21 protein-coding genes are annotated in these 23,602 nt (G+C 42.6%); 3 read left to right on the top strand and 18 right to left on the bottom strand.

Going from position 1 to position 23,602, the window contains the following annotated elements:
• Positions 1-48 precede the first annotated feature (48 nt).
• The 9 genes from glpK to ACGTN9_RS06775 form a co-directional block, all read right to left on the bottom strand.
• Positions 49-1,542, bottom strand: a complete 1,494-nt coding sequence (glpK, locus tag ACGTN9_RS06735) for a glycerol kinase GlpK (RefSeq protein WP_499591586.1) — start codon at positions 1,540-1,542, stop codon at positions 49-51.
• A 19-nt stretch (positions 1,543-1,561) separates the two neighbouring features.
• The gene (locus ACGTN9_RS06740; RefSeq protein WP_499591587.1) at positions 1,562-2,401 is read right to left on the bottom strand and encodes an MIP/aquaporin family protein; all 840 of its coding nucleotides are present in this window, start codon (positions 2,399-2,401) and stop codon (positions 1,562-1,564) included.
• 465 nt (positions 2,402-2,866) lie between these two features.
• A complete protein-coding gene (locus ACGTN9_RS06745) occupies positions 2,867-3,862 on the bottom strand; it encodes a zinc-dependent alcohol dehydrogenase family protein (RefSeq protein ID WP_499591588.1) in 996 nt (331 codons plus the stop codon).
• A 3-nt stretch (positions 3,863-3,865) separates the two neighbouring features.
• Positions 3,866-6,391 carry a beta-mannosidase gene (locus ACGTN9_RS06750; RefSeq protein WP_499591589.1) on the bottom strand — a complete coding sequence of 842 codons (2,526 nt, stop codon included), beginning with the start codon at positions 6,389-6,391 and terminating at the stop codon, positions 3,866-3,868.
• A 72-nt stretch (positions 6,392-6,463) separates the two neighbouring features.
• On the bottom strand, positions 6,464-7,294 hold the full coding sequence (locus ACGTN9_RS06755) for a carbohydrate ABC transporter permease (protein ID WP_499591590.1): 831 nt from the start codon (positions 7,292-7,294) through the stop codon (positions 6,464-6,466).
• On the bottom strand, positions 7,281-8,159 hold the full coding sequence (locus ACGTN9_RS06760; RefSeq protein WP_499591591.1) for a carbohydrate ABC transporter permease: 879 nt from the start codon (positions 8,157-8,159) through the stop codon (positions 7,281-7,283). Before ACGTN9_RS06760 ends, ACGTN9_RS06755 begins: the two co-directional genes overlap by 14 nt.
• Complete coding sequence (locus ACGTN9_RS06765; RefSeq protein WP_499591592.1) at positions 8,160-9,464, bottom strand: ABC transporter substrate-binding protein; 1,305 nt, start codon at positions 9,462-9,464, stop codon at positions 8,160-8,162.
• A gap of 27 nt (positions 9,465-9,491) precedes the next feature.
• Positions 9,492-10,415 (bottom strand): DUF1861 family protein, encoded by a 924-nt coding sequence (locus ACGTN9_RS06770; RefSeq protein WP_499591593.1) that lies wholly within the window; start codon positions 10,413-10,415, stop codon positions 9,492-9,494.
• Positions 10,405-11,493 (bottom strand): BtaManbiosPhlase, encoded by a 1,089-nt coding sequence (locus ACGTN9_RS06775; RefSeq protein WP_499591594.1) that lies wholly within the window; start codon positions 11,491-11,493, stop codon positions 10,405-10,407. Before ACGTN9_RS06775 ends, ACGTN9_RS06770 begins: the two co-directional genes overlap by 11 nt.
• A 338-nt stretch (positions 11,494-11,831) precedes the next feature.
• Between ACGTN9_RS06775 and ACGTN9_RS06780 the strand changes: the two genes are divergently transcribed.
• A complete protein-coding gene (locus tag ACGTN9_RS06780) occupies positions 11,832-12,854 on the top strand; it encodes a LacI family DNA-binding transcriptional regulator (RefSeq protein WP_499591595.1) in 1,023 nt (340 codons plus the stop codon).
• A 38-nt stretch (positions 12,855-12,892) separates the two neighbouring features.
• Complete coding sequence (locus ACGTN9_RS06785; RefSeq protein WP_499591596.1) at positions 12,893-13,840, top strand: homoserine kinase; 948 nt, start codon at positions 12,893-12,895, stop codon at positions 13,838-13,840.
• A 194-nt stretch (positions 13,841-14,034) separates the two neighbouring features.
• Here ACGTN9_RS06785 and ACGTN9_RS06790 read toward each other — a convergent pair whose 3' ends face one another.
• The 7 genes from ACGTN9_RS06790 to ACGTN9_RS06820 all read right to left on the bottom strand — a co-directional run bounded on the left by ACGTN9_RS06790 (position 14,035) and on the right by ACGTN9_RS06820 (position 19,326).
• Positions 14,035-15,138 (bottom strand): NADH:flavin oxidoreductase, encoded by a 1,104-nt coding sequence (locus tag ACGTN9_RS06790; protein ID WP_499591597.1) that lies wholly within the window; start codon positions 15,136-15,138, stop codon positions 14,035-14,037.
• Between the two features lie 287 nt (positions 15,139-15,425).
• On the bottom strand, positions 15,426-15,695 hold the full coding sequence (locus ACGTN9_RS06795; RefSeq protein WP_499591598.1) for a hypothetical protein: 270 nt from the start codon (positions 15,693-15,695) through the stop codon (positions 15,426-15,428).
• Positions 15,696-16,098: 403 nt separating this feature from the next.
• Positions 16,099-16,950, bottom strand: a complete 852-nt coding sequence (locus ACGTN9_RS06800) for a chemotaxis protein (protein WP_499591599.1) — start codon at positions 16,948-16,950, stop codon at positions 16,099-16,101.
• A 353-nt stretch (positions 16,951-17,303) separates the two neighbouring features.
• Complete coding sequence (locus ACGTN9_RS06805) at positions 17,304-17,510, bottom strand: hypothetical protein (protein WP_499591600.1); 207 nt, start codon at positions 17,508-17,510, stop codon at positions 17,304-17,306.
• Entirely contained in the window at positions 17,507-18,301 is a 795-nt protein-coding gene (locus ACGTN9_RS06810) for a sulfite exporter TauE/SafE family protein (RefSeq protein WP_499591601.1), read from the bottom strand. Before ACGTN9_RS06810 ends, ACGTN9_RS06805 begins: the two co-directional genes overlap by 4 nt.
• 86 nt (positions 18,302-18,387) lie before the next feature.
• Positions 18,388-18,780, bottom strand: coding sequence for an aspartate 1-decarboxylase (gene panD / locus ACGTN9_RS06815; RefSeq protein ID WP_499591602.1), 393 nt, complete (start codon positions 18,778-18,780; stop codon positions 18,388-18,390).
• A 78-nt stretch (positions 18,781-18,858) separates the two neighbouring features.
• On the bottom strand, positions 18,859-19,326 hold the full coding sequence (locus ACGTN9_RS06820) for a VanZ family protein (protein WP_499591603.1): 468 nt from the start codon (positions 19,324-19,326) through the stop codon (positions 18,859-18,861).
• A gap of 144 nt (positions 19,327-19,470) precedes the next feature.
• Between ACGTN9_RS06820 and ACGTN9_RS06825 the strand changes: the two genes are divergently transcribed.
• Entirely contained in the window at positions 19,471-20,055 is a 585-nt protein-coding gene (locus tag ACGTN9_RS06825) for a YdcF family protein (RefSeq protein ID WP_499591604.1), read from the top strand.
• 78 nt (positions 20,056-20,133) lie between these two features.
• On the opposite strand, the gene ACGTN9_RS06830 is transcribed toward ACGTN9_RS06825, so the two are convergent.
• Together ACGTN9_RS06830 and ACGTN9_RS06835 are read right to left on the bottom strand one after the other, a co-directional pair.
• Positions 20,134-20,709, bottom strand: a complete 576-nt coding sequence (locus ACGTN9_RS06830; protein WP_499591605.1) for a hypothetical protein — start codon at positions 20,707-20,709, stop codon at positions 20,134-20,136.
• 227 nt (positions 20,710-20,936) lie between these two features.
• Positions 20,937-23,321, bottom strand: a complete 2,385-nt coding sequence (locus tag ACGTN9_RS06835) for a penicillin acylase family protein (protein WP_499591606.1) — start codon at positions 23,319-23,321, stop codon at positions 20,937-20,939.
• Between the last annotated feature and the right edge of the window lie 281 nt (positions 23,322-23,602).

The following is a 23,602-nucleotide window of genomic DNA, read 5'->3' on the forward strand; positions in this document are numbered from 1 at the left end:
ATTTAATCAGGCACCTCTTGTTAGCAAAAGGTGCCTGTCATTATTGATTTACTTAAATTCACGTGTTGCCGCTACAGCTTTTTTCCATCCATTATAAAGTTCTTCCTGCTTGCTTTCTTCCATTTCTCCTTTAAAGGTGCGGTCATTTTTCCACTGCTGCTTGATTTCGTCTTTATCTTTCCAGTAACCGACTGCCAGACCAGCCAGGTAGGCTGAACCAAGTGCTGTCGTCTCCTGAACGACCGGACGCTCGACCGGTACGCCGAGAATGTCGCTTTGGAACTGCATCAGGAAGTTATTTTTAACCGCCCCGCCATCCACGCGTAATGCTTTCAAGTCGATTTCAGAGTCAGCGATCATTGCATCCAGTACATCTCTTGTCTGGTAAGCGAGTGATTCCAAAGTTGCGCGGACAAAATGTTCTTTTGAAGTACCACGCGTTAACCCGAACACCGCGCCACGGGCATCAGAATCCCAGTAAGGAGTACCAAGTCCGACAAACGCTGGCACCAGGTAGACACCATCCGTGGAATCGACAGATGTAGCCAGGTTTTCTGTTTCCGGTGCACTGTTGATCAGCTTCAGACCGTCACGCAGCCACTGGATCGCTGAACCGGCGACAAAGATACTTCCTTCCAGTGCATATTCTACTTTTCCATCCAATCCCCATGCTAATGTGGTCAACAGGCCATGCTCGGATTTCACGCCTTTATCGCCCGTATTCATCAGCATGAAACAGCCCGTTCCGTAAGTATTTTTCGCCATCCCTTCATCAAAACATGCCTGGCCGAACAACGCCGCCTGTTGGTCACCGGCGATACCGGCAATTGGTACTTCGTGGCCGAAGAAATGATAGTCGACTGTTTTTCCATAGACCTCAGAAGACTGTTTCACTTCAGGAAGCATGCTCTTTGGCACATCTAAAATATCAAGCAGCTCATCGTCCCATTTCAAATCATAGATATTGAACATCAGCGTACGGGATGCATTGGAATAATCGGTGATATGAACCTTACCGCCAGTAAGCTTATAGACGAGCCACGTATCTATCGTTCCGAACATCAGGTCACCGTTGTCCGCTTTTTCACGCGCTCCTTCAACATTATCCAGTATCCATTTTACCTTTGTCCCGGAAAAATAAGGGTCAAGCAGCAGTCCTGTTTTGTCGCGGAACAGGTCATTATGGCCTTGTTCCCGTAAGTCTTTACATATTCCTTCTGTCTGTCGAGATTGCCAGACGATTGCTTTATAGATCGGCTTGCCCGTGTTTTTATCCCAGACAACCGTCGTTTCACGCTGATTCGTGATGCCGATACCAGCAACCTGGCTCGGTTCGATATCTGTTTTTCTTAACACATCAGCGATACAAGCGAGCACGGACGTCCAGATTTCGTTCGCATCATGCTCAACCCAGCCCGGCTTTGGGAAAAATTGTTCGAATTCCTTTTGTCCGGTACCTACAATAGTTCCAGCTTCATCAAATAGAATCGCGCGTGAACTTGTTGTCCCCTGATCGATTGATAAAATGTACTTTTTTTCCATAACCTATCTCTCCCCTTTATTAATTTAGCTGGCTGACACTTTTTTCGACACGGTCGGCTGCAGTTTCTTCCTCTTTCAGCTCAGACATCGCAGCTCCCACGAGAATCACAGCCATTATTGCACTCATTACCCAGAATATTAATGAAAATTCCCCTAAGAACATGGCCTGGTAGAATACCGCACCATAGATACCGCCGATGGCCGGCCCGACTACCGGAACCCAGGCATAGGTCCAATCCGAACCGCCTTTACCCGGAATAGGCAGGAACGCGTGCGCAAGTCTCGGTCCAAGGTCACGAGCCGGGTTAATCGCATACCCAGTCGCCCCGCCGAGAGACATACCAATCGCCACGATCAAAGCACCGACAATCATCGGGTTTAACCCATCAGTGAACTGATTGGCCCCAATGAACATCAGACCCATCACCAAAACGAACGTACCGACAATTTCACTGACCAGGTTGGAAAAAGGACTTCGCACTGCCGGGTCTGTAGAAAATACGGCCAACTTGGCACCCTGATCTTCTGTCTTCTTCCAATGCGGAAGATAGTTAAAAAATACAATAACCCCGCCAATAAATGCACCAATCATTTGCGCTGTAATATACATTGGAACTTTTGCCCACGGGAATTCTCCCACGGCAGCAAACCCCAGCGTGACTGCCGGGTTGATATGAGCACCCGAGAACTGTCCGACCGCATAAACCGCCATCGCAACAGCCAGTCCCCAGGCAATCGTGATGACTACCCATCCCGATCCTTCAGCCTTAGAATCCTTTAAAACGACACCTCCCACAACACCTCCGCCAAAAATAATCAAAATCATCGTACCTATGATTTCTGCTAAAAACTCAGACATTCCTGCACACTCCTTTTTAAGTTGGATTTAACGGGAACAAAAAAAGACCCACACTTCCAGCACGCACTTTCCCCAAGGAAAAGTACTTGCTCAGTGTGAGTCTCCATGTCTCCGTCACGTAGTTAACTTGTATCTATTAACCTAAACTATTATGAAAGCGGTGTCAATGGTATTAACAGAAAAGTTTCAGCCTTGTAACCTTCTTTTAATAATTGAAAGATTACTATAATGGTCGAGGACTGCGGATATGGGCATTTAGAAATAAGCGGCTTCTCAACATGTGCGCAAGTGGTTAAATATACAGTAATTGGATATCCTAACCTAGACTCACTCAGTTACATAGGAGGAATTTTGTATGTCGAATAAAAAGAAAGAAATACAACCGAAGCAGCATGTCAACGGCGGCATTCCGGTTAATGGATAGACACCCCGGGACATCCATTATCTGGATGTCCCGGGGTGTCACTAATATATAATAATCCCTTTAGTAACAGACAAGCTTTGATAAGCTGACATCGCTTCTGGTATTTCTGCTAGTTTAAAGTAGTGGCTGATCATAGGTTCTACATCTATCTTTTTCTGTGCTAATAGTGAAATAGCTTTACGGTGTGTATCAGGATTGATAAATGACCCTTTTATAGTCAGTTCCTTAGAAAAAATTTCAAAGGGGCTGACTTCAATTTTCGCATCAGGGGAGGACACTCCAAAAAGCAATACCCGTCCTCCTTTTCCAGCTGAATAAACTGCTTGCTGCATTGTTTCTTGTAATCCTACGCATTCAACCACAATATCAAATCCGCCTTGACCAATTTCTTCTCCTGGACGAACGACGTTAGTGGCACCAAAGTTCTTTATTGCAGCATGTTTCTGCTCATCGGGTTCACTCACAAGAATTGGAGAAGCTCCGTACATACCAATCGTTTGCAGCATCATTTGGCCGATATAGCCGCCACCTATAATTAATACGGAATCTCCCGGTCTAATTTGTAACTGCTCGACACCATGGAGCACGCAGCCAAGCGGTTCTACCATTGCCCCTTCGCCAAACGAAAGCGAATTCGGAAGCAAATAACAATTCTGTGCAGGTACGACGATATATTCTGCCATGCCGCCATCCTGTGTCATTCCTACTGCTTCTAAGTTCTCGCACAGATGTTTTCTTCCGTCTTGACAATGCCGGCACTCACCACAATACATATTAGGGTCGACGGAAACTCGGTCGCCTTGTCGGAATGAGGTCACGTCACTTCCGACCGATATTACCTCACCTGCAAGTTCATGGCCTAAGACCACTGGCGTTGGTACCTCAGCGGAGCCAGGGTTTCCGTGATAAATATGTTGATCTGTACCGCAAATGCCACAGGCTTTCACTTTTATCAACACTTCTCTCTCATTAGGATTTGGTATCTCTATTTCCTTTAGCTCCATCGAATGCTTATCCATCAGGACAGCTGCCTTCATAACTCATACCTCCTCTATCACACTTTGACTATTGATGGCGCTCACCTGCAACTCATTCAATGGCAAAGGCTCATCTTCTAAATGTCTAAGTGCTACCTTTTTCCTCTCTCCTGGGAGTAAATCGAAATAATTGTCACTAATGCTCACCTTATCTAATGGAACTTCCAGCTTTATAAATCTCGCGAAGCCATCAGTAGAAACCTCTACTTCCTGTTTCTCACGATCAATACTAACTGTAAGATTCACTTGAGGAAATTTCATCTCCTTATGATCTCGAAGATAATAAAAGTTCTCTTCTGCCTCACCGCTGGCTGACCTTAACCGAATGACGACAGCTTCAGGCGAACACTTTTTTAGTATCTCTTCCTCCGTCCGGGATGCCAGCTGATGCGATTGATTTTCCCTTATATGTACATCTAATTTTTCTGAGTAGATCAATCCTTTTTCAAAATGATGCACTTCAAAAATCAGCTGATCCTTCCAGTTGCATAAAGTATCATTTACACCCCAAAGGCTCAAAACGCCTTCTTCCGCTTGATGATCTACTGTAAACAATAACGGTTGATTGAACTTCCGAGCATAATAATAAGAGGCTTTCGGCAATAAGTAATAGTCGATCATCGACCAGCTTGTCCCGGGCCAGCAGTCATTGAGCTGCCAAATAAGCGCCCCGCTCGTCTCTGGTTTATTTCTGCGATAGTGTTCAACGCCACATTTCAGTCCTTCTGCCTGAGTTAACATCGAATAATTCATATATTCCTCGATATCCCGGGGGACTCCAGTAAAACCTTCCATTAATAGAATGCCTTTTTGATGATGATAATCCTTATTTCGATAGGCCATTTCATCACTGCTCCAGTAAAAGGTGTTTTCAGGAAGATTGTTCTCCAATGTATATCGATTAGCGGATGCATGCATGCCAAACTCACTGCTGAATCTAGTTTTATCCTTCTTATAATTTTTAAAAGAAATGCCTTCGATACTATAATCCTGAGACGGGATTTCCCCAAACTTCCTTGGCTCCACATTTCCATGCCATACCTGCCAGTTATGTCGATCCCCAACCTCCTCATCGTTATGATCATTTCCTCCGAACGGGGAGCTTGGCCAGTAAAAACGACTCTTGTCCAATTCCTCTAGCAGGCTTGGAATCAAATGATGATATATTTTTTCTCCATAAAACGGTGTTTCAATTCGACCTGCAGCCTTTTCGACCTCATATAACCAATCATTTTCATTATTGCCGCACCAAACAGCTATACTTGGATGATTTCGTAGTTGCTTAATAACCGCCGTCACTTCTTCCCTGACATTATTCATATAATCACGGTTATAGTCTGGATAGAGCGCACAAGCAAACATGAAATCCTGCCAGACTAAAATACCCTGGCGGTCACATTCCTGATAAAAAACTTCCTTCTCATAAATACCGCCTCCCCACACACGCAGCATATTCATATTCCCTTCTCTTGCTAAACTGACCAAATGTTTATACCGCGAGTCAGGTGCAGAGCCAACAAAGCTGTCGATTGGAATCCAATTAGCTCCCTTGGCAAAAATCTCGACCCCATTCAAGACAAAGGTAAAGCGGGATGACCCATCCTTTGCTTCTTGTTTCACCTTTATTTCTCTTATTCCAACATTTGCACTATAGCTATCGATCTGTTGACCATCTTCGAGCAATTCCACTTCTAAGCTATAAAGAAATGGTTCTCCTAAATCATGGGACCACCATAATTTTGGTTGATCAACCTGAAACGAAAGCAATGTCTTTTCCCCTGTTACTTTTTCCTTCTTGGTTATTCGCTCTCCGTCACCTGCCAAAACTGCTTGTACGGTTAAAAGAGCATCAGGATTGAATAATGTCGTGTCAATGTCAACTTGCACCCGTGCATGATCCTCTGTAATTTCAAGGGTTTTTGCAAATACACTATCAATTTTAGCGACTTTTTTCTTTTCCAAGCGGACATCTTTCCAAATACCAGCTGTAAGGATCTGCGGACCCCAGTCCCAGCCGAAATGATACTGTGCTTTTCGCGCCCAGATCCTGTCTTTCCCGAAGCCTGCCCAGTAATTCTTTTCTTTTCCTTTCAAACGTTCTGAAACTGAATCAAATTTGACAGCAAGAATATTTTTCCTATCTAAGACCTCCCTGGTTACATCAAAGGTATGAGGAATAAACATATTCTCTGTCGACCCTATCTCCAATCCGTTCAGATAGATAGTCGCATAGGTATCCAGCCCTTCGAACGTCAACTCAAGAATTTCATCTGTTTGCAGCTTCTTTTTATTAAATTCAAACTCTGTACGATACCACCAGACCTTCTCCTCCACCCACTTGGACTTCAGATCGTTATGGCCGAAAAACGGATCCTCGATCACCCCCTTTTCTAACAATGTTGAGTGCACGTCTCCCGGGACTCTTGTCTGCATCCAAAAATGATCGATATAGTCAGGAGAAGCAATGTCCAGATCCGTAGCTTCACCAATATCAAAGTAATTTAGCTTCCATTTATCCTGTATAAGCAAACTTTTACCTCCCAGCAAAGGTAAAAAGGTCCGCTACTTAATTAAAAGCAGGGACCGTTTCACCACTATTTATTATTTCAACACAAACTGCATGCCATCTTTAAAGTTCTTACTGAAGATAATGAACAATATCAGAATAGGCAGCGTCAGTAATACAGACGCGGCATACATTGGACCTGGATAGCCGCCATATGGACCAAACATCTGCGCCAATAATACATTCAAGGTCAGCATCGATTCACTATTGACCACTAACATGTCCCATAGCAATTCGACCCATCTTTCCATGAACAGGAACAAGAAAATTATGGTCGTAACCGACTTCGACATTGGAAGTACGACATGCCAGAGCGTTTTCCATATACCAGCCCCATCAATTTTCGCTGCTTCTAGCATTTCATCGGGTAGGCCCCGGAAAAAGTTCGTATACATGAAAATTGCCCATAGATTGACGGCTTTTGGTAATATCATCGCCCAGTAGGTATCATACATCCCGAAGTAACGAACGATCAGAAACAGAGGGATCAACAGAATGACCGCTGGATAGAACATTTGAAACAAAATAACATTATTGAGGAACCGTCTCCCTTTGAATTTCAGCTTCGATAAGGAAAAGCCAACCATCAGCGCTGTTACCAGCATTAATATGCTGGAGGCGAGCGTAACGAATACACTATTGAAAAAGGCGCGCAGCCATGGTCTGGCATTAGCGTCAGCTCCACCACTAAACAACCACTCATAAGACCGCAACGTCAATTCAGTCGGAATAATTCTTCTGTCCACCTGATCCCAGGGGGCAAGTGAACCCAGTACCATATAGATGTACGGGAACACCATGACCAGTAATACAGAGCTGGCAAGAAGATATAATAATGTGATTCTCAGCTTGTTATTCCCAACCATGTTTAGCACCCCACATTTCTAATATCTTACGAAAAACAAGAATCGAAGCGAACGTTACGATGGAGTTGATGACCGCAATGGCAGTACCATAACCCGCATGTAACCGTTCAAAAGCCTGGTTGTAAATCTCCAGTTGCCATGTATGCGTAGCAAAATCCGGTCCTCCGCCTGTTAGTACGTATGGCTCCGTAAAAATACCGAACATCAGACCTACTGCTAGTATGGTTACCGTGTAAAAAGATGGGTAAAGCATTGGTACGGTGACATACCAGAAGCGCTTCCATCCAACGGCTCCATCCATTTTGGCCGCTTCGTACACTTCTTTTGGAATACTTTCCAAACCCGCCACAAACAACAAGGCATAGTATCCCATGAACTTCCAGGCCATCATCATCGCAATAATCAATGGCGCCAATATAGGTGAGCCCAGCCAGTTGATATCAAGGCCGAATGAGTTTCTCAACCAAATATTGAACGGACTGTTATAAGATAAAATACCGTTGATAACAATCGCCGATGCTACCCCTGAAGCAAGATAAGGAAGGAAGAAAGCAACGGAAAATAAACCCTTGAATTTAGGTAAGGCGCTGATAATTATAGCTAAAAACAGCGCTCCTCCCACCACAATAGGTACAAACATAGCAAGGAATTTATAAGTGACAAAAAATGCAGCCCTTACACTTTCACTAAAAAAGGCATCGATGAAATTTTGAATACCAACAAATTCATAGTCTGGTGAAATTAAATTCCAGTTAGTAAATGCAAGATAGGTCGCCCACAAGAGCGGAAATAAGAAAAATATAGCTGAGTATATAAGGTATGGGCTGGCAAATAACCAACCCATCCTTGCATTGCTTTTATCCATTTACTTCAACACCCCGTTGATGGCTTCCTTCATATCCTTCCATGCTTGCTCAGGGTCTTTTTCACCTTTTATGACAGGTACTAACGCTTCAGAGCCAATAAACTTCTGAACATCTACAGTTTTCGGATTATCCATCGGAGGCACTGCATTCGGAATATTCTCCGCATACTTCACCAGCTCAGGATTCTCTTCTAAATAACTTGCGAATGCTTCATTTTCAGATAAATCATCACGAGCTGGCGGCAGGTTCGTTTGCTTGAACCATGCCAAGTCATGCTCAGCATCGCTATATACCCATTTCACAAAATCAAAAGCTGCCTGCTGTTGTTCTTTGGTAGCGGAAGCGTAAATAGACAACCCTTTGGTATCAGCAAATGTTTTTGCATCTTCTGGTGATACTCCATCTGGTACAGGAGGCATAGACAGTTCATATGTTTCACCCAATTTCATTTTAGGGAATTTTTCCGCCCAGTAAGAGAATGTCCATGGGCCGATATCCATCATCACTGTCTGGCCAGTTTCAAAAGGATCCGTTGCTTCACGTGTCAATAGCATGTTATTCTCACTCAAATTTTTCATCAGGTCAAGCGTTGCAATACCAGCTTCGTCGTCAGCGATCAAATCAGATCCTTGTACAAAGTTATTTCCTTCTGACGCTGCATTGTAAAGCATGAAGAAATCAAACCATCTTGCCCACCATGTCGTTTTCACAAGATCAGCTCTAGCCCATAAAAATTTATCCGGATATTGTTCTTTTAATTTTTTACCGACTTCCAGCACCTCACTATGCGTCTTAGGTACCTCGTCAATACCAAGTTCCTTCAGAATATCTGTTCTCCAGCCAAATAGCATAGCGTTAGAATAGATCGGCAATACATATTGATGGTCATCGGCAAATTTCCAGCTTTTAATCGTTTCTGTCATCTGACGGTTTTTGATCAGTTCTTTATAGCCTTCGAACTCATCTAAAGGAACAATAGCACTGCTTTCGGCTAATTGAGCTGCAAATCCGCGAGATATATTTTCAGAAATTACCGGTGCATTCCCTGCGGCTATTGCTGATTGAATGCCGGCTTCCGATGAAGGGCTTTCCGGCATTGGGGAGACATCAATCGTGACATCTTTGTTTTCCTCCATGTACTTCTCCGCCATATCGGACCAGAACGCTTCCTGTGGCGGGTTAGGGGCAGACCAAAATTTAATTTCCACTTTTCCGTCCGAGTTGCTCTCCTCGCCTGATTGACACCCCGCAGCAAACACCATCACTAACAGCATGATTACTAAATTCCGTATATGCTTTCCCATTTTTTCACCCTCCATTATTTGAGTATGCTAAGCTTCAAATCTTGAAAACGGATCCGGAATGATAGCCTTGTGAGCTTCCGCATCGCTGACACCAACATAAAGTTCTGCTTGGTTATTTTTCAAACGCACTAAACCACCGCTGAATAGCACGTCTTTCAAATCGGGACGTTTCGAATCACCTGCTGGGAAATCATCACGGACACCGATTATTTCCATATCTGAGAATTCATTCTTATCTGGCTCATATAGAAAAATAATAGGATAGTAGTGGCGATCTCCCTGTTGATCAAACTGGGAGATGTGCCCAAGTCCAGCGATCCTGCCATTCGCTAAAATATGAATCTCATTGGCTCCGCCCCATTCCTCATCGAGGAAATGTTCCTTGATCAAAGGAGCTGATGTTAAGAGAGTTTCATCTAATTCGTCCAGATTGTTTATAGAGGTAAAACCTATTTTCCCTCGCCCGCCTCTTTCTCCTTGTGGACGGGTGAAGACGCCCACTCCTCCACCTTGCAATTCGACCAGGCGAACATCCTTCATTCCATCCGGTCCGATTGCAAACCTTTCCAGGTCTTCAATATCTTTACCTTTATAAAAGACTGTGCGCCACATCAAAGCATCTTCTTTTTCAAGATGAGGGAAAATCTCCACACCCCCGAAAACAAGTTGCCCATGTATCCGTGTAACGAAAGGATCCTGCAATTCAAAGCTCGGCATCCCTTCGGCCGGTTCCCATTTCCCATCTTTCTCTTTGAAAAAGACCACTTCAGAATGCTCGGTATCTCTTGCTTCGACACGGCCAGCAATGATAGAAACACCGTTATTTTCAAATGGAGCCGTGATATTATAAACATCTTTATCACCCACTCCTGTGAAATGGAGCTTCTCCGCATGTATATCAGGCTTTTCACTTCGATAACTTTTTAGTAGAGACTGAACGTTATAGGTCATCATGCACCCCCACTTTTTCGTAAGTCAATTTGGATAGTATGTCTTTCAAGCTTAGGTCTGCTACAGCCATAGATGTGTCTGCAACCCCGTAATAGATTCTTACGTTATCGCCCTCCACTGTAGCTCCACAAGTGAAAACAACGTTGCCAAAGAAACCATCCAATTCATAGTCTTCCTCTGGAGCAAGAATTGGTTCTTCTGTTTTCGCTAAGATTTTAGCTGGATTCTCAGAATCTAGCAGAACTGCCCCTAAGCAATAACGGTCATTTTTATCAGCTGCATGATAGATTTCGAGCCAACCTTGTTCCGTTTTAAACGGGACTGCTCCACCGCCTATTCTGCCATTATCCCAACCGTCTTCACTCAGACCCAGCAGGTATTGGTGATTCCCCCAATATTTAAGGTTGTCCGATTCTGCTATCCAGATTTCCGGACGTCCAATACCTTTAGGAACCGGGCGATGCAAAGTATAATACTTTCCACCAATTTTCTCCGGAAAAATCGCTACATCCTTATTTTCCGGATGGAGCATCAGGCCTAAGCGTTCATAATTGATAAAATCTTTCGTAGTTGCAAGCCCTACCCCGATACCTTCTGCGGAACAAGCGCTGTATTGGATGTAATACGTGTCAGCGATTTTTGTAACACGAGGATCTTCCACGCCCCATGATTCACGTTCTGTACCTGGATAAATGAACGGAGTGTCGTCGATGGTAAAATGATAGCCATCTTTACTTCTGGCAATCCGAATATAAGATAAGGAAGTCAGATAGGCTGCCCTTCGTGAATCTTTGTAAATAATTGTCCTCGGATCGGAAAAGTCATAACGGGGATCATCTTTTTTTATATCGATAATTTTTAGCTTTCCTTCTCTTCCTGAAAAATCAACGATTGGCGCTTTAACTACCTTCGAATCCTCGCTGATGGGGCGTTCTGCTACTCGAAGGAGTAGTAATACTTCGCCCTCGTACTCGGCTACCCCCGCATTAAACACACCAATAACTTCATGATTGTCGTGATAAGGTGTGACATCTTCTGGTGTAATGATTGGATTTTCTTTAAAACGATTTACCTTCATTCAGTATTTCCCCCAAGCTTTGCGTATTGGCAACACGCTTTATGTAACCCCTTACAAAAAATGAAAGCATAATTTCTTTCAGCTACATTAAATAAAAACAAGTAACATTACTTTTCCCTTTTGTAACTTTACTAAAATTACTTATTGGTATATAGTAACCTTACAAAGTATTATACACCTACATCATTTAATGTCAATATACGTTTTCTCTTTATTTTTACAGGTAATAAACATCGTCTTAATCACTATAAACAGAGTAATAACACGTCATTTTATTGTAAAGTTACAGTATAGGATTACTGCTTTCTGATAGAATAGACTCAGAAGGGTGAATAATGATGAAGAAAAAAGTAACGATGCAAGATATAGCGGACCATTTAAATATTTCTAAGAACTCGGTATCCCAGGCTTTTTCAGGTAAACCTGGTGTTGGAGAAGAGACCAGAAGACAAATTTTCCAAGTCGCAAAAAAACTAGGCTACCAATACACGAAAAAATCTAATGATAGCCCTGCAAACACTGGAAACATTGGATTGATAGCCTCTGATTTCGCATTTTCCATGACAAGCTTTTTTGGGGAGATCTATCTTAATGTCGAAGAAGAAGTAAGAAAAAATGGGAAAAACCTCTTGATCCAATCTATCAAAAAAGAGGAAAAAGAAAACCTCATCCTCCCTTCCTTCATAGAGAATCAACAAGTAGATGGGATTTTGATACTTTCTCATATAAGTAATGAATATATCCAGAAGGTTCTTGCCACAGGGATACCTACGGTTTTAATTGACCACCATCATCCAAACATCGAAGCTGACGCTATACTTACAAATAATCGATTTGGAAGCTATCTGGTTACTCAACACTTAGTAGAACTTGGCCACAAGGATATCGCTTTTGTTGGTGACACTTCTTTTTCACCGAGCTACCAGGAGCGCTGGGAAGGATATATGCTCGCATTGAAAGAGTTCGGGCTGGAGGCAAATTCTCATCTTATGTTCACGGATGCCAAAGAAGAAGAATTTATGATTAACAGCTTCATCCAACAACTTCCAGCACAGCCTACGGCATGGTTCTGTGTCAACGACGGACTTGGCTATCTGGTAACAAACGGGTTGAAACAACAAGGACTCAACGTTCCTGAAGATGCATCGGTCTGCAGTTTTGATAATGGGAAACTATCTCGGCTATCCAGTCCGAGCATCACTACCATGGATATCGATTTAGGTTTATACGGGAAAAAAGCAGTGGAGAAATTATTCTGGAGAATAGAAAATCCGGATGAACAGTATCAGGAAACGTTGTTGCCCGCAAAATTAATACAAAGAAAATCGACAAGTCATGCACCAAATCTTAAAAACTGTTAAAACAGGATAGACCTAAATTTAAAAGGGAGATTTCTTTAATGGATGAAAGAAAAAAATTCTCAGATAGCGAACTGGCACATATAATGGGTAATTATGATATGGGGAAATATTTGGACTCTGACTCCTTCACAGAAGGAAGAGTTCAAACGAATATCAGTATTCAAACGACAAAAGGACAGTTTGTTTTACGATATTACGAAAGCCGTTCTTTTGAATCGGTTTCTTTTGAAGTTCACTTACTCAGTTATTTAAAAGAGAGGAAATTTCCCTGTCCAAAACCTTTCCGTAATAAACAGGAAGACTTCATAGGTATTTATGATTCAAAACCTTACGTTGTTTTCGATTACTTAGAGGGTTATCACGTTCAAGAACCGAATCAAAAACAAAAGAAACAAGTGATTCAATCAGCTGCACAACTCCATAACCTCACTATGAACTATATACCAATATGTAAAGAGAGCCGATGGAATTACAATATTGAATTTTGTAAAAAACAGGCACAAGAAGTATCACATCGAATAAATACCAAAAACTCTAAAGCAAAATTTTCTTGGCTTGAAAATGAATTAAAAAATCTAAACCTCCCAAAATCATTACCTAAAGGAATCTGTCACGCAGACTTCGACTTTTCTAATATTCTCTTTAGAAACGAGGAATTTAACGCATTATTAGATTTTGATGATGCTAACTATACTTACTTATTGTTTGATTTAGTCAATCTAATTGAATCATGGGCATGGCGACATGATAAAGATGAAATATTAAATTTCAGAGAAGCGAAGAAGATTGTAGATGAATACAGGAAACATAGACTGTTGACAGAAGAGGAGACCCACCATTTGTTCGACGTCTATAAGTTAAGTATATTAATTGATTGTATTTGGCTTTTTGAACGAGGAGAAATAGATGACTTTTATGAAAAAAGAAAGATTAACTTTCTTGATCATATTGGAAGAGAGGCATTTTACAACAAACTATTCAGCTAAATACGAAAGCCCTGTAACAACCACAAATGATGCGGTTGTTACAGGGCTTTTAACGGTTTCCTTCTTATTGATGCCGCCTATTGTCGATTACAGAAATCAGGGGGTTGTAAAACCAAGTCGGATTTCCATGCTTTAAATTTTGACGCCTGACCATCCAGAAAATGGATGTCCCAGGTTGTCGTCTCACATTCTTATTAATATAATTTTTTTAGTGATTCCTTATCAAACGGCAATAAATCATCTACTCTGCCGTCATGCACTTTCTTCACCCATTCTGGGTCCATTAACAGTGAACGACCAATAGCTACAAGGTCAAACTCTTCCTTATCAAGCTTCTCCAATAGACCATCGAGGCTCGTAGTTTTCGCACCCTGGAAGCTGGTAATTTCCCCATCAAGTCCGACTGAACCAACAGAAATAACCGGCTTTCCAGTCAATTTCTTTGTCCAGCCTGCTAAATTAAGCTCCGATCCTTCAAATTCCCGCTCCCAGAAACGCCGGGTGGAGCAATGAAAAATATCTACTCCTGCATCAACAAGAGGCTGCAGAAAAGCATCCAGCTCCTCCGGTGACTTAGCAAGTTTGGCTTGGAAATCATTCATTTTCCATTGAGAGAACCGGAAAATGATTGGAAAGTCTGGTCCAACTTCACGCCTGCACGCTTCTATTATCTCCACTGCAAAACGTGTGCGCGCTACGAGGTCGCCGCCATAACGATCGGTACGTTGATTTGTTTGTTCCCAGAAAAACTGATCAATTAAATAGCCATGTGCACCATGGAGTTCTATCCCGTCAAAACCAATGCGTTTTGCGTCAGCTGCCGCCTGGGCGTATGCCTCGACGAGACCAGTAACCTCACTTTCAGTTAGTGGCTCAGTAACTTTATCACCATCCAGGTTTAATCCGGAAGGTCCTACAGGATTTGCTTCTTCATTTGGAAGGTCTCCCTTTTTACGTGTCATCCCGACGTGCCAAAGCTGAGGTACAATCTTGCCGCCTGCTTCATGAACATCCTTCACCACTTGTGCCCAGCCATTCAAGGCAGCTTCTCCATAAAAAACGGGAATACTTGCACCTGAAACAGAAGCCGGGTGATTGATTCCAGTTCCTTCCGTTACAATTAAACCGACATCATTTTCCGCTCGACGTCGATAATAGGCAGCCACATCTTCTCCTGGTATCCCACCTGGTGAAAACCCACGCGTCATCGGCGCCATGACCGTACGGTTGGGCAGGTTTAGTTTTTCACTTATAAATGGTCGAAATAACGCCTCGGTAGTTATGTTTGTATGACTCAAATCATTTCCTCCTCTATCTTAAACACACTACCTATTATTTCAAATTGGATAAATGAAGAAAAACTATCTGTTTGGAAGAACATTTTTCACCTGGCAGAACTTTCCCTTTTTCCATGTGCAATGCGGGACTTTCCTCTCAGAAAACTACTAGTTAAGACTCTGATAAATGCTAGTTTTGTTTGTTACAATACAAATAAGAAGACAGCAATAACCAGACCTCCCCCTACACTGGCCGCTGTCTTCTTAATTTTCTAATATAAATTAACCAATGTACCACCCAGTATTGATTATTCCTCCATATGCCCGTTGCTTTCCTTGATAATTGAGGTTACCCGGTCATAATCCTGTTCAGCCACATCCGCAATCAGCACTTGTTGCGTATGGTTACTACCAACTTCTCTCGGTGAAAAAGCACTTTGCAATAGTTCTGGCATTTCATCGTTGTCTTCAGGAAGTGGTTCCACGGTTACATTCTCTGCCCTTAACGCCTGCAGCTTCGCCCTTACCCCTTCCGCCTGGTCCTCATTTTGAAAATACGCCTGTATTCTTTTCATCATCAATAGCCTCCTGTACCTCGTTTACTACCTATCTTCCCCTTTTTATTGATCGTTAACAAAATTTTTTATATGGAAGTTTGGCATTGGTACAGTGATGGCGTACTGAATATGCGTTTTCAGACGTGATTAATGTGCTCTCAGCGGGAGATATGAGCTTTCGGACATGTTAAATGCTCCCTCAAAAGGAGTTATGCGCTTTCGGCTGTGAGAAATGCGCCTTCATCGAGCGTTATGCGCTTTCGGACGTGATTAATGCGCTCTCAACGGGCGTTATGCGCTTTCGGATGTGCAAAATGCGCCTTCATCGAGCGTTATGCGCTTTCGGACATGCAAAATGCGCCCTCAACGAGCGATATGCGCTTTCAGACAGGATTAATGCGCTCTCGCCCATTCTCCAGCCGAATCATTCATTTATTTCGTGCCACGTACGTATTAATCCATCCACCATCCGGTCGATTACAGCATCTTCTTCATCGTACTGATGATGGGAAAGAGGATTCCAGCTGGTCAACGCACCTCCTGCATTGACCTGGATATCTTCCGTAACCGCTGCATGGTATTGTTCATTCAGATTTTTCAGCGGGTAGGCGAGGATATCGTCTTTATCGTAAAAATTCAGCCATTCTCCCTTCACCTCTGGGTGATGGCGATCCATGTTAGGTGCAGGCACCTGAATCGGCAAGCCAAAACCTCCGAAGCGGAGCGACCACAAGGCCATAGGGCTGCCCATCGTATAGAAATTAGCCAGCGTCTCGCCGTTTTCCAGTGGTGTATTTTTAATGCGACGCCATGTCCGGGTACCGATATTCGACTGTTTCACTTGGAGATCGTAAAAATAGTTGCTGGCGATGACAGAGCCTAGACTATGGCTGATGACACATAACGGCGCGTCCGATCCAGCTTTTTCTTCTAAATTGCTCAAGGTTTCCGCTAACAGTTCATGAACTTTATCATAATTATTGTCATCCACAGTAGTAGGCTGATAAGCGATCGCATCGGCAAGGAATTCAACCGTAAATCGGCGCAGCCGCTGGTAATCGAGATCCGTATCCAATTGCACCCGCTCCCATAGTCGCTCTTGCTCCGTTGCGAATATTTCAGACCACCATACCGGCTCAAACACCAGTACTTCTTCCGCTCGGGCTCCAGCTCTTTTCTTGAACCGTTTTGTGATTTTTTGAATGATTTCAGCGGCAAAATTGTCACCTGGTGTCCCTGCACCATGTAATATCATTACTGCTATTTTATTTGTCATGGATTTGCCTCCTCTAATAGGGAGTTAGATTTAATTTCAAAAGTATAAGATGATTTTAACCGATTTACAGAGGTAAGGAAAAGTTGCGTTTATCATTTTGTAGTATGATGAAAAAGAATTGAATTAGAGGAGCTTAAGAAAATGTTACAAATGATAAAAACGCATATGATTGGATCCATAATCAGTTCAGGATTTTTTATAGGATTCTTTTATCTGTACAGGTTGTTGGTAGAGGGAGAAATCGACTTGTTAGCTGCCCCCTTTATTTTTCTTTTCGTTTTCCCCATCTACTTACTATTTGCCAGTCCGCTTGCAATCATAATACGCTCGCTATTACAAAGAAGAATGAGTAATTATATTCTTTTACTTACGATAATTTTAACCATTATATCTTTTTTCTTCCAGTATACTTTTACAACAACAAGTCCAAGGGGAGTAAATAGCTTAAATGGAAACACTCTATTGATTTTCTTTTTCAGCCTGATCACAGCTCTTCCTGCGATTGTAGGAACATCGCCTAAATAAAAAAGCTGCCTCCCAAAAGACAGCTCTTTCCTCAAATATACTTGAACACATTAAAAATATTAATCAGCATGACCGTCAGTACAGTTATATTGAACACAATTGCAATTCCTTTGTCGGAAATTTTATAAAGCAATGTACTGCCAAGAAATCCGCCGGTAACTCCACCGACAATCATGTACCCGAGCATCGAGAGATCGAGTCCTTCAAATCCTGATGTGAACGTCACTAACAACAATGCTGCGAATTGCGAAAAAAGAATGATGAAAGTGGAATTGATGACGCCTTCCTTCCCATTCATCGAAAAAAGCAGCGCCAGTATCGCTACATTTAACGGGCCTCCCCCAATTCCGATAAACGCAGAGAGAAAGCCCAGCACTAAGCCAGCCAACAGGATAGCCACAGGATTTTTCAAAACATAGCTTTTGAAAAGGGGGTTCCACCTGAAATATATAAGTATAACCAATAAGATCAAAGCCAGAACGGTAGATTGAATGGCCCCAATCATATTATCTAATCCTATATTGATTACAAAATAATTGAAAATCCATTTCCCGATAAACCCACCGACAATCGAGCCTATCGCTATCAGTGAGCTAACTTTCACATCCACATTTACATCGAGTTTCCTGAAATTTATTAACGAAACTGTCGACATGGCAAACACAGTTGATGCAGACAGCACGCCAATGGTCGCTAAATCGTAATGGCCGGCAAAGTCGAGGACTGGCTTGATAATGACGCCGCCTCCAAGCCCGGCCATCGCCCCCACTAAAGAAGAAATAAATCCAATCAAAAAATAAATGATAACGATGATGACCATCTCCATACGTTGAAGTCACCATACATCATACAAAAAATACCCCAGCAAGTAAATCTCCTTTTGCTGGGGCCCTACGAATCAAATTATTTTAGTTATTGTTTTACGCCTTCCGGCCAATGGAGATCATGCTCTTCCACAGAAGTAATCGCATTCTCTTCATCGACAAAAACGACCCTTGGACGAAGTGTGTCAATTTCTTCATCGGTCATTTGTGCCAGGCTCAAAATGATGACGATGTCTCCTGGTGAGAATAAATGAGCCGGTGGGCCATTCAGACAAATTCTCCCGGATCCTTCTGGAGCAGGGATCGCATACGTTTTCCATCTTGTTGCATTCTTCAGGCTGGTCACCTGAACCATTTCATATGGCTTGATATCGGCTTCTTTCATTAACTTCTGATCAATGGTTATACTTCCGACATAATCCAGTTCTGCTTCTGTTACGGTTGCACGGTGTATTTTTCCTTTGCACATCAATCGCTGCATGGAACTCTCCTCCTTTGTTGATACTATAACCGTATAACAATCTATAAAAATATTCAAAAAATGTACGCTGTAACTTTACTAATCTTCTACCCCAATAAATGCAACCAGCCGGTCCATTTTTTCCTGGAAAGGTTCATCAAATGTTACGAAAGGTCTCTCATTAAGGTAAAGCAAACCAATAAACAAAGGAATCAGAACGATAAAATAGAGGCCAAGAAACTTCAGACGACTGCGATTTCGGAGGATGTATTGAATTAGAAACGGCAACAGTAAGCCAACAGTCACTCCTAGCAAATTAGCAACAGCATCCAAGAACTCCGCACTCCGGTCTGGTGCAAAGTATTGCCTATATTCCTCTATCATCCCGATAGTGACTAAAGCTATCCATAGAGTGCTTATTCTTCGAAACATGGTCTGTTGGTCAGATACCAGTAAAAAGATCATGCCACACAGAAAAGAAATAATAGCAAAACTAATCATATGAAACTGCTTATCTACTCCAAATATCAATTCATAATCCCACTGCAATTCCCTCACCCTCTCCATCTTTAGCTTTACCAGTGATAGAGTTCCATAGACATGTATAAGGAGAGTTTTATACAAATAGTGAAAAATGCTTGTTTTCATTGTTATCCTTAACATTTATCCGGGAAGTAGTAGGAATGGAGTACATAAAAGGGGTAGCTTGCCATGGAAAATAACTTGAAAAAAGTAAAATCTATCATCCTGGTTGCCGTGATGATTGGAGTTATCACAACCATCGGAGTCCCTGTAACCATCGCCATCCTGGGCCCAGATTCACTAATTATTGAAAGCAACCCGGAACGCTCAGATGCAATTATTGTACTAAGTGGAAATGAAAAAAGACTCGAGCATGCAGCCGAACTCTATCATGACAACTATGCGGAATATATCATTCTCTCTAACTCCGAAGCGACAGGCACAACAAAAGAGGATGCTATTCAAAAGGGTATTCCAGAGGATGTAATTATCGAGGAACCCAAGGCAACCAGCACATTTGAAAATGCCCAATTCACGGAAGAAATTATGAAAAATAACAATTTGCAGTCTGCCCTTGTGGTCACAAGCGACTACCACTCCCGCAGGAGCAAAATCACTTTCGATATAATTTACGATGACGATATCACATTAAGCTATTCCGTCGCTCCTTCCGATTTCAATCCTGATGACGGTATCTCGGATTGGGAACACCGGACTTTCGTTGGTGAATATGTGAAGTTACTCGGGTACTCTGTGAAGTTTTTATTCACCTGAAGTCAGCCAACGAAAAATAAAACGCTTGGATTAGATAATCCGAGCGTCTATTTACAATGCCTTAAAGTACCCGTTACGTTAATTGTCCAGCCCGTGATACTGTTTATAAAAACTGACATACATCCTAAAGGTACTTATGTAATGGACATGAAGGTTGTGGAACTGCGTATTTAGTGTACTTCTTGAGCTAGTCTTTTCTGTCTTTATATCAATGATGAGCTCTTCTAGGAATTGTAAATTTTCTAAACTGGAAGCTACATCGCGTCTTTGATCCTTTGTATAGTCCTCTTCAACAAGTAAGTGCATGAGTGTACGCTTATTTTCCTTCACCTCAAATAACATATTATCTAATTCTCTTTTTCCCATATTTACAGAATCTTTATAGATTAACCAATCTTGTTCAAACATTGGCAGTATATATTGTGTATAATTTGCTGTTAAAGTTGCTGACTCCTTATTTATATTTAGCTCGTAGGACTCTTTAAAGTCATTTAAATCTTCCACATATTGATCAACAATAACGGGGTCAGGTTTGTGAGTATAACTTTTATTAATACTGAAAAAGGAATACGGGTAAAACCAAGTGATTATCAGAATAAGACTCACAATAAGACCTAAAAAACTCCAAATGAATCGTTTTTGTATTTTAATCATATTAGTCCTCCAACCTATTCTCACCTTCTTGCCTCGCAATTTAGCCACCACTGTAATCATGTTAACATTAATTTACATTTATCTTCCTTATAAAAACAAAAAAAAGAGACCAAATCATTATACGATTTAGTCTGATGATTAATGTATTATTTATTTGCCTCTCTACCATTTATCCTTGTCCTATATCCTTCTTTACGGTTTTCCTTCTTGATAACGACTGTGTATAATCACGGCGTAAGGACGAGCTCTTGACCTGAATATTCATCAATGCTCGTATAATGGTAGGTTCCTTCCGCCCAATCCTGCAATTGATCATGGTACCATTCACTTCTGAAGTGGCCGGACTGACCTGGCCCTACTAAATGGTATCCGCCATTCGGATCACTCATATCTGTGATGAATCTCCATGAGGCTCCGTGATCGACGACGCCATCCGCATCATAGCCGGCCGCTTGGACAGTCACCCGGCTTCCATTCACCGGTTCAGGGTCTCCCGGGTTAAAAAACCTCTCCAAATATCCGATGCTCGATAAAGGATGTGTGAACTCGACAGCATGTTCAGATCCCCATGTCCAGGAACCAGGGACTTCCCCATGCTCCTTACTGAGTGACTGGATGGTATCCTGATAAGATGTCGTCATCACGGCTGCCCAGCCACCAGCTTCTTCCACCCAGATTGATTCCGCTCCGTTTTGATCAGCCCTCATCAACTCGTCCGTAGTCTGTCCCGTCCCATGAAAAAAGTCCAGCATGTTTTTCGGGATGTGCTCCTTGTATAAACGATTTTGGATACTCTTCATCCAATGATGGAAAATCAGCGGCTGAGTATAGGACTTTTCGTCCTGGTAATCCCATTTTTCCAGCAGGGCTATGCCTTCTTTCTCTGCTTCAGTCAATTCCTCCCGCTGGACGTAATCGAGCATAAAAGAAAGAAATTCTTCTGCTTGTTTATTTTTCACATCCATCTGCATGTCCATAAAATCTTCTGCTGTCCAATCATCTTTTTGGGTGAGCATTTCCTCAATGCGCTCGTAACGGTAAGGCTGTGCCCAATTGTGACTGATATGGTAAGGGTAATCATCATCAATGACTTTATTATTCGCGGTTGCGACAAAGCCTGCTTCCGGATTGACGGTCTTCGGCAGCTCCTCAAAAGGAATATATCCTTGCCATAAATCTTCCTTCTCCCAGCCTCGCATCGGCAGCAAAGCTTTTTCAGGTTCATCATAAATGGGAACCCGGCCATTGGCCTTATATGCAATGGTTCCATCTTTAGAGGCGAACACGAAATTTTGGGCAGGAACTAAAAACTTCTCCAAACCTTTTTCAAAGCTTTCCCAATCGGAAGCTTTATTGATATCCAGCACCGCTTCAAGCTCTGTGGTGGCATCCAATGCTGTCCAGCGCAGCGACATCACGGTATTCTCTCCGCTTTCTTCCGCAAACTCGCTGATGATTGGCCCATGTCTTGTTTCGACTACTTGATATTCCAGCGTTTCCTCGTCTTTGATTTCGATTGGTTCATCAATGACCATTGCCTCCTCCCATTCCCCCTCAAAAAGGAATTGATGAGGATTTTCGGGGTTCCTTTTTTCTAAGTAGAGCTGTTGAACATCCGGCCCGACATTCGTCACGCCCCATGCAATATGTTCGTTATGTCCCAAAATGATACCAGGGATCCCTGCAAAGATGACTCCTGACGCATTGTACTCCGGGGAATTCAAGTGCATCTGATACCAAATCGACGGTGTCGCTAACCCTAAATGTGGGTCATCTGCTAATAATGGAAAACCGGATTTGGTCTTTTCTCCACTGACCACCCAATTGTTGCTGCCATTGAACTCATTGGGAATGACGATTCCCTCGAAGCTTGACGCGACATCAACCTGGTCGGTTTCATCAAGAATCGTAGGCGCTTTTTCAGGATATTTCGGGAAAAGTTCATATGCCTGTTCCTCTGGAAATTCAGATAACAGATAGTAATTGAATGCCTGTCTTTCCCAGTGCCCCCCTAAATCGAAGGCCATATATTTGCCGACTGTTAAGGAGTCGACAGGCGTCCATGGTTCAGGAGAAATCCCCATTAGCGCAAATTCAGGAGAAAGTCGCTGTTCATCCACCGCTTCCTTGATAAAAGCGTTGACGCCATCGGAATAGGCCTGCAAAATCTCTTTGGCCTCATCTGTATAGGCAGCCAATGACTTCTCAGCCGCCCGTCTCAGACCTAACGTCCGAAAATACTGATCCTGCTTAAGTGTCGCCTCTCCGATCACTTCACTCAACCTGCCGGAAGCCTGCCTTCGTGCAAGCTCCATTTGGAATAACCGGTCCTGTGCCTGGACGTACCCTTGCGCCATGAATAAATCATGGGTATTTTCAGCACTAATGTGAGGAACGCCGTTCCCATCCCTGGTGACGGCAACAGATTCGGTTATCCCTTCTACTTGGACCTCTCCTTCTGTCTGAGGCAACGTGCGATTTATGTAAACGTTTACAAAAATAAGCGTACTTATAACTAAAAATATAAGCACACCGGCAATGCTCCACCCCACCTTTTTCCATCTTTTTTTCTTTTTAGGTTTCTCCACCAATAATTCCTTCGCTGTTTCCATGCGTAACCCCCTCCCCCTTGTCCTCTTATTATATACGATTTGTAATTTTCTGAAAATATTTCATATTATTTACAAATTTAAACAATCACCTACCGAAGCCCACTAAATTGAGGAGGGTTCCAGGGTGCTCTGGGTTTTACACCATGTGCTGCTGGGGTCTTTTTATGCGCTCTCATCCGTGAGATATGCGCTTTTAACGCTAGAAATGCGCCTTCAACTTGATATTTGCGCTTTCATCTGGATATATGCGCTTCCAGCTGTCTGAAATGCGCCTTAACCGC

The sequence above is a fragment of the Halobacillus sp. B23F22_5 genome, from assembly GCF_043497085.1.
GTDB lineage: Bacteria > Bacillota > Bacilli > Bacillales > Halobacillaceae > Thalassobacillus.